14 protein-coding genes are annotated in these 13466 nt (G+C 67.1%); 6 read left to right on the forward strand and 8 right to left on the reverse strand.

Annotated elements, in window-relative coordinates:
* Positions 1–7: 7 nt before the first annotated feature.
* The 7 genes from ASF34_RS16315 to ASF34_RS16345 all read right to left on the reverse strand — a co-directional run bounded on the left by ASF34_RS16315 (position 8) and on the right by ASF34_RS16345 (position 4268).
* The gene (locus ASF34_RS16315; RefSeq protein WP_198290853.1) at positions 8–493 is read right to left on the reverse strand and encodes a F0F1 ATP synthase subunit B family protein; all 486 of its coding nucleotides are present in this window, start codon (positions 491–493) and stop codon (positions 8–10) included.
* A 73-nt stretch (positions 494–566) separates the two neighbouring features.
* Positions 567–1130: a F0F1 ATP synthase subunit B family protein gene (locus tag ASF34_RS16320; RefSeq protein ID WP_018044494.1), complete on the reverse strand. Its 564-nt coding sequence runs from the start codon at positions 1128–1130 to the stop codon at positions 567–569.
* A 106-nt stretch (positions 1131–1236) separates the two neighbouring features.
* Positions 1237–1464, reverse strand: a complete 228-nt coding sequence (locus ASF34_RS16325; protein ID WP_018044493.1) for a F0F1 ATP synthase subunit C — start codon at positions 1462–1464, stop codon at positions 1237–1239.
* 90 nt (positions 1465–1554) lie between these two features.
* Positions 1555–2310 carry a F0F1 ATP synthase subunit A gene (locus tag ASF34_RS16330; protein ID WP_018044492.1) on the reverse strand — a complete coding sequence of 252 codons (756 nt, stop codon included), beginning with the start codon at positions 2308–2310 and terminating at the stop codon, positions 1555–1557.
* 82 nt (positions 2311–2392) lie between these two features.
* On the reverse strand, positions 2393–2611 hold the full coding sequence (locus ASF34_RS23795) for an AtpZ/AtpI family protein (protein ID WP_443136545.1): 219 nt from the start codon (positions 2609–2611) through the stop codon (positions 2393–2395).
* Positions 2612–2992: 381 nt separating this feature from the next.
* Positions 2993–3646, reverse strand: coding sequence for a DsbA family protein (locus tag ASF34_RS16340; RefSeq protein WP_026176049.1), 654 nt, complete (start codon positions 3644–3646; stop codon positions 2993–2995).
* A gap of 130 nt (positions 3647–3776) precedes the next feature.
* Positions 3777–4268, reverse strand: coding sequence for a DUF721 domain-containing protein (locus ASF34_RS16345; RefSeq protein ID WP_056162477.1), 492 nt, complete (start codon positions 4266–4268; stop codon positions 3777–3779).
* Positions 4269–4404: 136 nt separating this feature from the next.
* On the opposite strand from ASF34_RS16345, the gene mutY reads away from it, so the two are divergent.
* Entirely contained in the window at positions 4405–5730 is a 1326-nt protein-coding gene (gene mutY, locus ASF34_RS16350; RefSeq protein ID WP_056162634.1) for an A/G-specific adenine glycosylase, read from the forward strand.
* Positions 5731–5792: 62 nt separating this feature from the next.
* Here mutY and ASF34_RS16355 read toward each other — a convergent pair whose 3' ends face one another.
* Positions 5793–6986 (reverse strand): site-specific DNA-methyltransferase, encoded by a 1194-nt coding sequence (locus ASF34_RS16355; protein WP_274533764.1) that lies wholly within the window; start codon positions 6984–6986, stop codon positions 5793–5795.
* Positions 6987–7632: 646 nt separating this feature from the next.
* Between ASF34_RS16355 and ASF34_RS16360 the strand changes: the two genes are divergently transcribed.
* From ASF34_RS16360 to ASF34_RS16380, 5 genes are all read left to right on the forward strand, one after another.
* On the forward strand, positions 7633–7938 hold the full coding sequence (locus ASF34_RS16360; RefSeq protein ID WP_018044485.1) for a septal ring lytic transglycosylase RlpA family protein: 306 nt from the start codon (positions 7633–7635) through the stop codon (positions 7936–7938).
* 213 nt (positions 7939–8151) lie between these two features.
* On the forward strand, positions 8152–8469 hold the full coding sequence (locus ASF34_RS16365; RefSeq protein WP_018044484.1) for a polyhydroxyalkanoic acid system family protein: 318 nt from the start codon (positions 8152–8154) through the stop codon (positions 8467–8469).
* An 82-nt stretch (positions 8470–8551) separates the two neighbouring features.
* The gene (locus ASF34_RS16370) at positions 8552–8782 is read left to right on the forward strand and encodes a hypothetical protein (protein ID WP_056162480.1); all 231 of its coding nucleotides are present in this window, start codon (positions 8552–8554) and stop codon (positions 8780–8782) included.
* Positions 8783–8839: 57 nt separating this feature from the next.
* Positions 8840–10654: an ABC-F family ATP-binding cassette domain-containing protein gene (locus ASF34_RS16375; protein ID WP_056162483.1), complete on the forward strand. Its 1815-nt coding sequence runs from the start codon at positions 8840–8842 to the stop codon at positions 10652–10654.
* 809 nt (positions 10655–11463) lie between these two features.
* Positions 11464–13461 (forward strand): BON domain-containing protein, encoded by a 1998-nt coding sequence (locus tag ASF34_RS16380; RefSeq protein WP_244479022.1) that lies wholly within the window; start codon positions 11464–11466, stop codon positions 13459–13461.
* Positions 13462–13466: the final 5 nt, after the last annotated feature.

Consider the following 13466-nt stretch of genomic DNA (forward strand, 5'->3'; position numbering starts at 1 on the left):
AAAAACGTCAGGCCCGGAGACGGCCCTTGACCTCATCGAGACTGGAACGGACCAGCGACAGGGCGGCGTCGCCCTGCATGCGCTCGCGGAGCACCACCTCGGACACCTTCACGGCTGCGTCGGCAGCGGCGGCGCGGACCTGGGCGGTGGCCTGGACCTCGGCCTGTGCGATCTTGGTCTCGGCCGACTTGGTGCGGCGAGCGATGAACTCGTTCAGACGGGCGTGGCCCTCGTCGGCGATGCGCTGGGCCTCTTCGCGGGCTCCGGCGACGATCGCTTCGGCTTCGGACTCAGCCTGGCTGCGGCGCTTCTTGTAGTCGGCCAGCACCGTGGCGGCCTCCTCGCGCAGGCGGCGGGCCTCGTCGAGTTCGGAGCGAACGCGGCGGCCGCGGGTGTCGAGGGCCTTGGTGATCTGAGCGAAGCCGCCGACCTTCCACACGACGCCCATGAACAAGACGAAGGCGACGGCGACCCAGAACTCGGCATCCAACAACATTCTCGTCGTCCTATTTCGTTGGCGTCCGGCCGGTCAGGGGCCGGACCGGTCACGTCTGCTGCTGGCGCACTCAGTGCGGGATGGCGACGCGGTTCAGTGCGGTATCGAGGCTGGCCTGGTCGGGAGCCGTCCCGGTGAGGCGCTCGACGATGGCGGAGGCCGTTTCGCCGGCGATGGAGCGAACGCTGCCCATGGCTTCGGCGGTGCGGGTGCGGATCGTGGCTTCGGAGGCGGCGATCCTGTCGTTGAGCTCGGCCTCGAGCGTCTTGCGACGGATTTCAGCCTCGGAGGTCAGGGCAGCGCGGGTCTCGGCGGCTATGGTGCGGGCCTTCGCCTGGGCATCGGCCAGCGACTTCTCGTAGGCGGCGCCGGCTGCCTCGGCCTCGGACTTCATGCGCTGGGCCTCGTCGAGATCGGACGAGAGGCGCGTGGCGCGATCGTGCAGGATCGCCTGGATGCGGGGCAGGGCCACCTTGTCCATCAGGTAGTAGAGCAGGCCGAAGGCCAGCGCGAGCCAGATCAACTGCGAGAGAAAGGTATGGCTCTCGAAGGGCGGAAAGCCGCCGCCATGTTCGGACGCGGGCGATGCCATGATGCCTTCATGGGTTGCGGTCGGATGGGCCGGCTGAGCCATGACGTCCTTCGCTCAAAGTAAGTTCGTGAATGAGGACCGGGCGCGCGTCCAGAAGAATGGGGCGCCCGGTCCGGGTCTGCTGTCGGATCGACGAACGTCGTCGGTCTCAGACGGCGAACAGGAGGAGCAGCGCGACGAGCAGCGAGAAGATGCCGAGCGCTTCCGTCAGCGCGAAGCCGAGGAGCAGGTTGCCGCGCTGGCCGTCGGCAGCAGACGGGTTGCGAAGGGCACCGGCGTAGAACTGGCCGAAGAGATTGCCGAGGCCGATGGCGGCGCCCGCCATTCCGAGGCAGGCGAGGCCGGCGCCGATGTACTTAGCGGCTAAGGGATCCATCAAATTGCTCCTGGTGTCGGTTCGTTCGTTGCGTGGAGAGAAATCCGGCCGCAACCGCGGACCGGGGACGGAAGGGGATACCGCCGGGGCCTAGTGGCCGGGGTGGAGGGCATCGCTCAGGTAGATCGAGGCGAGCGTCGCGAAGACGTAGGCCTGCAGACCGGCGACGAGGAACTCGAGGGCCGTGACCGCGACGCTGAGAGCCAGCGGCAACGGCGAGATCGCACCCCAGGCGCCCGCGGCGAGGAGCGCCGGAACGAAGCCCGCGAAGATCTTGAGGGCGATGTGGCCGGCGAGCACGTTGGCGAAGAGACGCACCGCGAGGCTGATCGGCCGCGAAACGAAGGAGACGATCTCGATGGCGACGATCATCGGCATCAGCCAGCCCGGCACGCCGGAGGGCACGAACACCTTCAGGAACTTCGTGCCGTGGGCCATGAAGCCATAGACGATGACGGTGGTGATCACGAGGAGCGCCAGCGCAAAAGTCACGATGATGTGGCTTGTCACGGCGAACGCATAGGGGATCATGCCGAACATGTTCAGGACGAGGACGAACATGAACAGGGAGAAGATCAGCGGCATGAACCGCTCGGACCCGTGCCCGGCCGACTGACGGAGGGTCGATCCGATGAACTCGTAGAACACCTCGGCCACGGACTGCATCCGGCCCGGCACCACCGAGCGCTGCGCCGTCGCCACGATCGTGATCAGCGCGATGATCCCGACAGCGGCGAACATGTACAGCGCCGACTGGGTGAACGCGATTTCCTGATTGCCGATATGACCGAAGGATACGAGCGGCTTGAGCTCGAACTGGTGGATCGGATCCATCTTTACGGCCATTGCCGCTACCGTCCTTCTGTCCACGAGCGGGCGAGATGCCCGCTTTGCCTCAGGACCGCTCGAAAGCGGCAAAATTCGCCGATCAGGACCGTTCCCGATCCTGGTTCTTGTCGACCGCGCTTTTCGCGACCGGCCTCGAGAGCGAGCCCGAGACACGCATGACGTTATAGACGCCAGTTGCGAAGCCCAGCATGATCAGAACGATCAGACCCCAGGGCTTCGTCCCCAGAAACTGATCGCACAACCAGCCGAGAATGCCTCCGGCGAGGACACCGGCGATGAACTCCGTGGAGAGTCGCATCGCCAGACCCAAGGATGACGCCCCGTTGGAGGCACCGGCACCCGGCAAGGGGCGGGAAGGAGCGGCGGGCCGCTTCTCCTCGATCCGCCTCTCGAGATGCTTCAGTCTCGCCGAGAGATCCTCGTCCGGCTTCTGCCGTCCATCTCCATTCCCATCCCCTGCGTCGTTACCGCTCACGGCGAAAACTCACATTGGCGAGAGTGGAGGGAACCGGCCTGAAAACCCCGTCAAGCGCGGCGCACCATAGTTTCGCCTATCTTGAGTGTCAAGGCGCGCCGAATAGGCTCTAAGTTGCTGTAATATATAGATAAACATGCCCTTGCGGCGATCCTGCGGGATGCGCCCGGTGCATGAAGGGCAAGCGGCGGCCAAGCTTGGGTCTCAGGCGCCCAGAATCGGCTTGATGACCTTCTCCATCCCGTCGATCGTCATCTCACCCTTGAAGCGCTCGCCATTGATGAAGAAGGTCGGCGTCGAGTCGACCTTGAAGGTGTCGAGCCCCTTCTGCTTCACCGCGTTCACGGCGGCGTAGAGCTTCTGATCCTTGAGACAGGTCTCGAATTTCTCCTTCGAGAATCCGGCCTGCCGCAACATCTGCTCCAGGGCATCCACCGGCGATTGCGGCTTCTGCACGTAGGCCCAGCCCTGCTGCTGGTCGAACAGCAGATCGGTGATGGGATAGTATTTCGCGTCGCCATCGCAGCGGGCCAGCATGAAGGCTGCGGTCGCCAGCGGATCGAGCGGGAATTCACGCAAGGTGAAGCGCACCTTGCCGGTGTCGATGTAGCGCTCCTTCAAAGCCGGCCAGGTGTTCTTGTGGAACGCGGCGCAGTGGGAGCAGGTCATCGAAGCATATTCGATGATCGTCACCTTGGCGTCCTTCGGACCCAGCCAGACGTCGCCGAGGGGGCCCGGCTCCATGAGGGAAGCGAGGTTCGCATCCTGGGCGAAGGCGTCGAGGGTCAGCCGGGGCAGGAGCGCGGCTGCGCCGATCGCCATGCCGGTGAGTTTCAAGGTGTCGCGACGGGTGATCATGATGTCGACGGGCTCCGCTCGCAGATCCGATCCATGCGGCTTGCGGTAGAGACCTGCGGACAATCTGACAAGACGCGACAGGCGGCTCCGCTTCCATGCGCCGCGACAAGCGCGGGGCCGAATGCGGAATTCAGCCCGATCGCGGCGGTGCGGAGGCGACGATCGCCACGCCGAGCCTGTCGAGCGCATCGCGCAGCGCATCGTCGTCGATGGAGGAGACCGCCAACGCGACTTCGCCACGCTTCACCGGATCGAGGGGCGGCACGACCCGCTTGCGAACGGCCTGATGAACGCGCCCCTGCTTGAGGACGAGCTTGCCGATGCAGGCCCAGCCATAATGGGCGTTGATGCGCTGGATCACCACGGGAGCCAGATGCTGCAATTCCAGGGCGAAGACGCCCTCCACCCGCACCACGAGCGTGCCTGGATCCGGCCGACCCTGCTCCTCGCGGCGGGCGCGGCGGGGCCATTCGAGCTTCGAGGGCTGGCAGAAACGGGCGAGGCGTTCGCCGACAATATCGGGCCAGGCCGCGAGGATATCGGTGGAGGCGAATCCCTGCGCGGCGAAAGCCGGTCCGATGCAGGTCTCGATCAGCTCGGCGAGGGGTTTGATGCGGGCCATGAGCTCCGAGGGATTCCGATGCGGGCGGACGCCGCATGATAGCGTGAACGGTGCCGGCTTTCGAATGCTTTGATCGTTCGCGGCCACCCTGTATGGACGGGCGCCCAACACGCCGGATCTCATGTCGCGGGATTTCATGTCACCGGACTTCACGGCAGCGACGGGGGCATCCGCCCGAGACCCGCGAGCCACCGACCTCCTCGCCTGGTACGACAGGCATCGCCGTGTGCTGCCGTGGCGTGCCTTGCCGGGCGAGACGCCCGACCCCTATCGGGTCTGGCTGTCAGAGGTGATGCTGCAGCAGACCACGATCGCGGCGGTCAAACCCTATTTCGAGCGCTTTCTCGAACGCTTCCCCTCCGTGGAGGCCCTCGCGGCGGCGCCGGAGGAGAGCGTCATGTCGGCTTGGGCCGGCCTCGGCTATTACTCCCGCGCCCGCAACCTCCATGCCTGCGCCAAGGCGGTCACGGAGGCCGGCGCCTTCCCCGACACGCTCGACGGCTTGCGCAAGCTGCCCGGCATCGGCGCCTATACGGCCGGCGCCATCGCGGCCATCGCCTTCGACAGGCAGGAAGCGGCGGTGGACGGCAATGTCGAGCGGGTGGTGACCCGGCTCTTCGCCATCAAGACGCCGATCCCCGCCGCGCGTCTCGAGATCCGACGGCTGACGCAGAGCCTCGTGCCGGCACAGCGGCCCGGTGACTTTGCCCAAAGCCTGATGGATCTCGGTTCGACCATCTGCACGCCGAAGCGGCCGGCCTGCGCCCTCTGCCCCTGGATGGCACCCTGCGAGGCCCGCACCCTGGGGCTGCAGGAAACGTTTCCCCGCAAGATCAAGAAAACCAAGGGCGTCGAGCGCTATGGCGCCGCCTTCGTGGCGATCCGTAGCGGCGACGAGGCCGTATTGCTGCGGACCCGCCCCCCCGAGGGGCTGCTCGGGGCCATGGCGGAGCCTCCGACCAGCGCATGGGAGAGCGGTTACGACGTCGCCCAGGCCCTGCTCGACGCTCCGCTGGACGCGCGATGGAAGCGGCTGCCGGGCGTCGTGCGCCACGTCTTCACGCATTTCCCGTTGGCACTGACCGTCTTCGTCGCCCGCGTCGGCCTCGCCACGAAGGCACCGGCCGGCATGCGCTTCACGCCCAGGCGCGACCTCGACGAGGAACCGTTGCCCGGGGTCATGAAGAAGGTGCTGGCCCATGCGTTCGATCCGAAGCCCGAGGCCGTGAGGCGCGGACGGCCCAAGGCCATGCGGGCGGTCCAGGACACGCCACTCTTCGCAGACGTCGAGGCTCCGCCGCCCGAGCCGCGCCCGAGCTTTCGCCCGGTGCCCAAGCCGGTGCCGCGTGCGGTGGCAAAGCCGCCGATCGAGGACGGGGAGGGGTTCTTCAACGAGCCCGAGGAAGCGCCCCCGCCCGTGGCGCCGCGCAAGCGCGGCAGGCCGAAAACGCGTCCTCGATAGGACAAGCGCGCCCCCCTGCGGGAGAAGTCGGCTCGCGGCCGATCCTCTCAGCTTCGAAAGAACTAGGCGGCCGAGCCCATCGCGGCCCGCATCCGGCCGCGGAACACGTCGATCAGAACCAGTTTCCCGTCACGCTTGGCGTGCCAGAAATCCCAACCGTTGCAGGAGGGGAAGCCCTGGACGAGGGCGCCGATCTTGTGGATCGAGCCCATGGCCGGCCCGACCATCAGCGTCCCGTCGGGACGCACCACGGCTTCGTGGCGACCGCGCGCATCGGTGAGGATCTCACCCGCGCGGATATGGCCGGCCTCGATCACGCTGAGGAAGGCGACGCGCGGCTCGGCGCGCTTGGTCGGGGCGACGAGGAGGGCCGCCTGGGACAGGGGCTCCACGGCGTCGATCCGGGCGCGGGCCGCCTCGGCATAGACCGTCTCCCGCTCGATGCCGATGAAGCGCCGGCCGAGCCGCTTGGCGACGGCCCCGGTGGTGCCCGTGCCGAAGAACGGATCGAGCACCACGTCGCCGGCATTCGTCGCCGAGAGCAGGGTCCGGGCGAGCAGGGCTTCGGGCTTCTGGGTCGGGTGGACCTTCTGGCCGTCGGCGCCTTTCAGGCGCTCGTCGCCGGTGCAGAGCGGGATGAACCAGTCCGAACGCATCTGGACGTCGTCGTTACCGCCCTTCAGCGCCTCGTAATGGAAGGTGTAGCCCTTCGATTCCGCCGAGCGGGACGCCCAGATCAGGGTTTCATGGGCATTGGTGAAGCGCTTGCCGCGGAAGTTCGGCATCGGGTTGGCTTTCCGCCAGACGATGTCGTTGAGGATCCAGAACCCGAGGTCCTGAAGCACCGAGCCGACGCGAAAGATGTTGTGGTAGGAGCCGATGACCCAGAGGGTGGCGTTCGGCTTCATCACCCGGCGGGCGGCGGTGAGCCAGGCACGGGTGAACTCGTCATAGGCAGCGAAGCTCGAGAACTGGTCCCAGGCGTCGTCGACGGCGTCGACCCGGCTCTGGTCGGGCCGCAACAGCGAGCCGTCCCCGAGTTGGAGATTGTAGGGCGGGTCGGCAAAGACGCAGTCGACGCTTGCCGCCGGAAGGGCGTTCATGGCGGCGATGCAATCCCCGACGAGGATTTCGTCGAGGGGGAGACGCTGGGCGGCGGGTACGAGACCCATCCGCGGCGCCGACACGAGTCGCCCGGTACGCGAGACACTTTTCCGGGCGACGGTGTCGGCAACCGCGGTACGCAGGGAAGCCATGGCAAACACCGGTTACGCGACTGACCGGCAGACCATGGGGCCGTTAACGTAAAGGGCGGGTTGCCGGGGTGCAGACAATGCGTCTCGATTTGGGGCTGCAGATTTTGCCTACCCGCTCCGATACTGACGAATTTCCAGCTCTTGCTTGATGGATTTAACTATCTGTTCACCCTGAAATAACGGCCGAACGTAGATCACGCAGCCGATTGCGAGTTCGACTTGGATGTTCGTCCGAGCCCGTCGCGGATGCCTTCAGCCCTCACGCATTCCATCGGCCGCCATTCCGGAACCGATAGGGTCACGGGCGACGCGCGTCTCCCATGCACGGCGCGCCGGGTTACGGCGATGTCTCGCCATCGATGTGGCGGGGGCCGTGACGGCGTTGGAGAACGGGACCAAACCTGTCGACGACCGCCTCCCTCCGCTCTCACTATAGAATTTCAGCACACGTCTGATTTGCAAGATATTTAGATTTTATTCACACATTCTGAGACCGTCGGAGGCTAAAGAAGGCAGCCTCTGCCACATTCTACTGATCTCATTTCAGCCTTCATTGGCTCTATGTTCCGCGGCCTCTGCAACAGCAAAGGGAATGCGGATGAATATGAAGCCTGTTCGTTGGACCGCTGCCGCTATTGGAACCGCCATGTCTCTCGCCGCGCTCAGTGCACCGGCCGCAGCCCAATCCGGCGCGGCCTCCTGGTACGGCAGCGGCCGCAAGACGGCGAATGGCGAGCGCTTCAATCCGAATGGGATGACCGCCGCCCATCGCAGCCTGCCGTTCGGCACCCGTGTCCGGGTCGAGAACAAGCGCAACGGCCGCTCGGTGGTGGTGCGCATCAACGATCGCGGACCTTTCGTGCGCGGCCGGATCATCGATCTCGCCAAGGGCTCTGCCCGAGCGCTCGGCATGGGCGGCACGACCTACGTCTCGCTCAAGGTCGTGAACTGATGCGGAACCCGTGAGATCATGGGCATGCCAGAGGATGGCGGTGCCGGGTCGCGACGACGTGCGGCATGCCTCATCCTCCTGACGCCGCATGGTGATTCCGCGCGAGGCGTGTTTCACTGCCGCGCTTGATCGACTAAGGGGCCGGTCGCCGTTGCATGGATGGCAATCGGCCCCATCTTGACGGCTGGATGCGTGTTTGAGGATGGTCCCCCCATGGCAAAGCCCCTGATCGTCGAGATTCCCCACGAGATCGGTCCCGTCGAGGCGAAACGGCGGATCTCGAACGGGCTGGACAAGGCGAAGGCGGCCTGCGCCAAGGCCGGAATCAATGTCGAGCACATGACCTGGACGGACGACCGCCTGAACTTCGCCATGTCGGCCATGGGCCAGAAGGTGGACGGCGAGGTCGACGTCCTCCCTGAGACGGTCCGTATCGAAGTGCGCCTGCCGATGCTGCTGGCTCTGTTCGCCGAGCGGATGAAGAAGATCATCGGCAAGGAAGGCAACCAGCTCCTGATCAAGAAGGGCTGAGGAGCGCCATCGGGGGAACGGCAACGGGCACTCGCCCGTTTCCAGCCCTCTCCCGAAACCTCGCGAGCAGGTGGCGTCGCCCATGTCGAATCCCGGCCCGATAGATCCCGCGCCCATCCCGGAAGCTCCGGTTCCCGATACGCCCTACGAGGCCCCCCAGACGCCGCCGCCGGCGCCCGGGCCGGATATCCCCGCATCGACTCCGGCCGAGGCGCCCACCGAGAGCCCGACGGAGATCCCCGTGATCGATCCGAGCCCCGCTCCCGTCTCGCCCGATCCGTCGCCAACCGGCCCGGCTAACCCGACGATGTAGCCTCACAGGCAAAACCGCATTTGTTCGGGAGCGGCTGCGCTGCCATAAGCCCGCATCATGGCTGCTCCCCCGCTTCTCACTCTTCAGAACGTCGCGCTCACATTCGGCGGCACTCCGCTGATCGAACAGGCAGATCTCGCGATCTCTCCCGGCGAACGGACTTGCCTCGTCGGCCGCAACGGTTCAGGCAAGTCGACGCTCATGAAGATCGCCTGCGGGCTCATCGAGCCCGACAAGGGCGTGCGCTTCGTCCAGCCCGGCACGACCATCCGCTACCTCGCACAGGAACCGGATTTTTCGGGTTTTTCCACCACCCTCGATTTCGTCGAACACGGCCTCACCCATGGCGACGACGCCTATCGCGCCCGCTACCTGCTGGAGAGTCTGGGCCTGACCGGCGCCGAGAACCCGGCGAGCCTGTCGGGCGGGGAGGGGCGGCGCGTGGCCCTGGCTCAGGCGCTGGCACCCGAGCCCGACATCCTACTGCTCGACGAGCCCACCAACCATCTCGACCTGCCGGCCATCGAATGGTTGGAGGCGGAATTGAAATCCGTGCGCGGCGCGCTCGTGCTCATCAGCCACGACAGGCGCTTCCTGTCCGCACTCTCGAAGACCACCGTCTGGCTCGATCGCGGTATCACGAGGCGGATCGAGCAGGGCTTTTCCACCTTCGAGGCCTGGCGCGACGCGTTCTTCGAGGAAGAGGAGCGCGACCGGCACAAGCTCGATCGCAAGATCGCCGACGAGGAGCATTGGCTGCGCTACGGCGTCACGGCGCGCCGCAAGCGCAACGTCCGGCGGCTCGGCAACCTCCACGCCCTGCGCAAGGACCGGCGGGAGGACCGCCGCCCCGTCGGCACCGCGACGATGACCTCTACCGAGGCGGAGAGTTCCGGCGCCCTGGTGATCGAGGCCAAGAATGCCGCCAAGGCCTATGGTGAGCGCCGCATCGTCGACGATCTCTCGATCCGGGTGATGCGTGGCGACCGGCTCGGCATCGTCGGCGCCAACGGTGCCGGCAAGACCACCCTCATCAACCTGCTCACGGGACAGTCGGCACCGGATTCCGGCACCGTCGCCTTGGGCACGAACCTCAAGATGATGCTCCTCGACCAGGCTCGGGCTGTACTGGACCCGTCGATGACGGTCACCGAGGTGCTCACCGGCGGTAGCGGTGACAGCGTGGTCGTCGGCGGCGTGAGCCGCCATGTGATCGGCTACCTCAAGGACTTCCTGTTCGCCCCGGAACAGGCCCGGACCCCGGTGAGGGTGCTCTCCGGCGGCGAGCGCAACCGCCTTCTCATCGCCCGGGCACTGGCCCAGCCCGCCAACCTCCTGGTCCTCGACGAGCCCACCAACGACCTCGACCTCGAGACCCTCGACCTTCTGCAGGAGATGCTGTCCGATTATTCCGGCACGCTGATCCTGGTGAGCCACGACCGTGACTTCCTCGATCGCGTCGTCGGCAGCGTCCTCGTCAGCGAGGGGGAGGGGCGCTGGGTCGAATATGCCGGCGGCTATACCGACATGGTGACGCAGCGCGGCCAGGGCGTCGAGGCGCGCAAGAGCGCCACGGCGCCTCGCCCCGACGGCAAGGTCAAGCCGGGCCGCCTCGCCAGCACGTCCGCGCCTCCGGCGCCCAAGACGAAGATGGGGTTCAAGGACCAGCACGAGCTGAAGACCCTGCCGGAGCGAATCGCGAAGCTGCAGACCGAGATCGCCAAGCACCGCGCCGTCCTCGCCGATCCGCATCTCTACAGCCGCAATCCGGCCCTGTTCCAGAAGGCTTCGGCGACCCTCGCGGCGGCGGAGGCCGACCTCTCGGCGGCCGAGGACCGCTGGCTGGAGCTAGAGATGCAGCGGGAAGGGTGAGGCGGGTCGCCCTCCGCACCGGATGCCCGGCAGAGCGTGTCGGCTCGGGCTCCCCGCTCGGTGACGCGCCCCCCTCGACCGGGGGAAGACGGAGCGTTCTCGAGACCTTCGCCCCCGATGGGACGCGAGAGATCGCCGAGGCTTCCCGATCGCGGTCCCATGGCCGAGACCGTTCTCCCCGACATGGAATTTCTTGACAAAATTCCTATTTTCTGCCCATATCCCCACACCTGCCGCCCGGCGAAGGGGGCCTGCCCGGTGACCGACCGGGTGGGCCGAAAGGGGCGGTGGGGCGGTGCCTGCGTCGGTGGTGTCGGTCACCATCGCCCCGGGCGGCGGCTCGATAGTCTGGGGGCTCGGATGGGGGCGCGGTAGGTCGGGAGTTAAATGCCCCGGCACTGACCCTGATCTCGGCTGCCATGATGAGGTTTGCGGCCCCTCCAATACGAGAGGGCGTGCGGGGCAAAGTCCGTTCGAACAGCCGGGCTGGGATGCAACACGACCACCTCAGGCGCGACGCAACGCGAGGACCGCTGGAGACACCGCGACGCAAAACAGGCCCCGGCGGGAACGCCGGAGCCTGACGGGACGCCGGGGGACCGGCAAATACTTATAGCGCTCAATGGGTTCCGCGGCGTCCCGCGTCCCCCTGTTGGGACTTTTCTTGGGCCATGCCCCCGGCGTTGTCGCGCGCGGGGGTGAAGGCATGTGGACAAGGAAGCAGGCGGCAATCGATGGGAATGAGCCTGCGTCGTCTTCAAGATGCCGCGAAGCGGGTGTCTGGTGGCGGCCGATCCCCGAGGTTCGCATTGCCCGCCCTCCCGTCCTCCCCCTTGCTCCGGAAATTCGGCTGGGCCGTCGGCCTGCCCGGACTGGCGCTCATCGTCGGCGTCGCGACGCCGTTCCTCGCCAGCCGCGCGGAGCGGCGGCTCGATGAGACCGCCGGCCCGGTCGTGCGTGCGACGGCCGAGACGGGGTTGGAGCCCTGGCTGCGCCTGACGGTGCGGGGCCGTGACCTCATCGCCACCGGGGAGGCGCCGGACGAGGCCGGGCGCGTGGCGGCCCTCGACAGGCTCAAGCGCCTGCCCGGCCTGCGCCACGTGGTCGGGCGTATCGGTATCGTCGAGGATGCCTCTCCCTTCGTCTGGACGGCGACGCGCACGAGCCCGGAGCGGATCGAACTGACCGGCAACCGTCCTGTCGAGATCGGCCCGCGGGCGCTTGCCGCGAAGCTCGCCCCGGAACTTCCCTACGAGACCAGGATCGTCGATCAGGCCAAAGCCGCGCGCGGGGCACCGCCGGACTTTTCCACCGCTTCCGCCTTCGCGCTCGAACAACTGAAGCCGCTGGCTCCGGGCGCCAGCGCCACCATCGCCGATACCACCGTGTCGCTCAGCGGCGAGGCATCGACGGTGGCCGATTACGAGGCCGTCAGGCAGGCCTTGGCCCATCCTCCGACCGGCTTCACCATGGGCAAGATCGACATCCGGCCGGCGGCGACCCCCGATTTCCGGTTTGCGGTGACCCGCGAGCGCGGCGGCAGCCTCGTCCTTTCGGGGAATGTCGTCTCGGAGACGGCACGCGAGGAGATCCGCGCCATGGCGGACGATGCCGCCGATGGCGCCACGGTGGACGACCGGATGCAGACCGCCCGTGGTCTCGCGGATGGGATCGATCCGACCACGCTCGGCCGCTTCGCCTTCCGGCTTTCCTCGCTGTTGCAGGATGGCAGCGTCACCTATGCCGACTCGCGCCTGTCGGTCTCGGGCACCGCCCTCGACGGGCAGGCCATCGGCGAGATCGACGCGCTGCTGCGCGACGGGCGACCGTCCGGTACCAGGGCCGGGCCGGTCGATCTCGCCGCCATGCCGCTCTCGCCCTATCGGTTCATGGTCCGCCGCGAGAGCGATGCGGTGACGCTGACCGGGCACCTTCCCGACGGCGCTACGCGCGACCGTATCCTGGCGACGCTGCGACCACGCTTCTTCCGCGAACGCATCGTCGACAAAAGCCGCATCGCCGAGGGCGCACCGCCTAACCTTGCCGGCGCCGTCGAGGCCGGCATCACCGGCCTCGCCATGCTCGCCACCGGCGACCTCCGCCTCTCGGACAGGAGGCTCGCCCTGACCGGCGACAGCCTCTACCGCGAGAGTGCCGGTCGGTTCGAGGCCGATCTCGCCCGGCGGATGCCGGCCGGCTGGCAGGCGCAGGCCGAGGTGAAGCCGCCGCCCGGCACGACCCTGGACGACCCGGCGGCCTGCCGGAATTCGTTCGACCGCGCGACAAACGGGAGCCGCCTCGTCTTCGCACCCGGCGGCGTCACCCTGAGAGCGGAGTTCTATCCGACCCTCGACGCAGTGGCCTCGGCGGCGAAAGCCTGCCCCGGTCTGCGCATCGAGGTGACGGGTCATAGCGACCCGGCCGGTGCCGCGAGCGCACCGAAACCCGCCCTGGACGCGGGCGTGGAGAACACCTCTTCGGTCGATTCGGGAAAGTCTCGGGACGCCGACAAGGCCTCGAAGCCGGTGGTCGCGAAGGCCGACAAGCCTAATACGAAGCCCGCCGATCCCAAGCCCGCCTCTGTGAAGGACGGCAAGGACAAGGCGGCGAAGGACAAGGATGCCAAGGCGGAGGCTCCGAAGGAGGCGAAACCGGCGGAGCCTGAACCCGACATCGCTCGACAGCGGGCGCTTGTGATCGTCGAGTATCTGCTCCAGGCCGGCATCCCGGCGGACAGGATCGTCGCCGCGCCCGCCGGTCGCGCCAATGCCACCGGGCAGGGCGTCGGCCTCGCCCTGCGCTCCTGAGAGAT

This window comes from Methylobacterium sp. Leaf106 (genome assembly GCF_001422895.1).
Classification (GTDB): Bacteria; Pseudomonadota; Alphaproteobacteria; order Rhizobiales; family Beijerinckiaceae; genus Methylobacterium; species Methylobacterium bullatum.

Bases quoted from the DNA above. Each gene is read 5' to 3' on its own strand.
- ASF34_RS16325 (WP_018044493.1), bottom strand. From the start codon at position 1,464: ATGGATCCCTTAGCCGCTAAGTACATCGGCGCCGGCCTCGCCTGCCTC.
- ASF34_RS16330 (WP_018044492.1), bottom strand. From the start codon at position 2,310: ATGGCCGTAAAGATGGATCCGATCCACCAGTTCGAGCTCAAGCCGCTC.
- ASF34_RS16340 (WP_026176049.1), bottom strand. From the start codon at position 3,646: ATGATCACCCGTCGCGACACCTTGAAACTCACCGGCATGGCGATCGGC.
- ASF34_RS16360 (WP_018044485.1), top strand. From the start codon at position 7,633: ATGTCTCTCGCCGCGCTCAGTGCACCGGCCGCAGCCCAATCCGGCGCG.
- ASF34_RS23795 (WP_443136545.1), bottom strand. From the start codon at position 2,611: ATGCGACTCTCCACGGAGTTCATCGCCGGTGTCCTCGCCGGAGGCATT.
- ASF34_RS16370 (WP_056162480.1), top strand. From the start codon at position 8,552: ATGTCGAATCCCGGCCCGATAGATCCCGCGCCCATCCCGGAAGCTCCG.
- ASF34_RS16375 (WP_056162483.1), top strand. From the start codon at position 8,840: ATGGCTGCTCCCCCGCTTCTCACTCTTCAGAACGTCGCGCTCACATTC.
- ASF34_RS16320 (WP_018044494.1), bottom strand. From the start codon at position 1,130: ATGGCTCAGCCGGCCCATCCGACCGCAACCCATGAAGGCATCATGGCA.
- ASF34_RS16355 (WP_274533764.1), bottom strand. From the start codon at position 6,986: ATGGCTTCCCTGCGTACCGCGGTTGCCGACACCGTCGCCCGGAAAAGT.
- ASF34_RS16365 (WP_018044484.1), top strand. From the start codon at position 8,152: ATGGCAAAGCCCCTGATCGTCGAGATTCCCCACGAGATCGGTCCCGTC.
- mutY (WP_056162634.1), top strand. From the start codon at position 4,405: ATGTCACCGGACTTCACGGCAGCGACGGGGGCATCCGCCCGAGACCCG.
- ASF34_RS16345 (WP_056162477.1), bottom strand. From the start codon at position 4,268: ATGGCCCGCATCAAACCCCTCGCCGAGCTGATCGAGACCTGCATCGGA.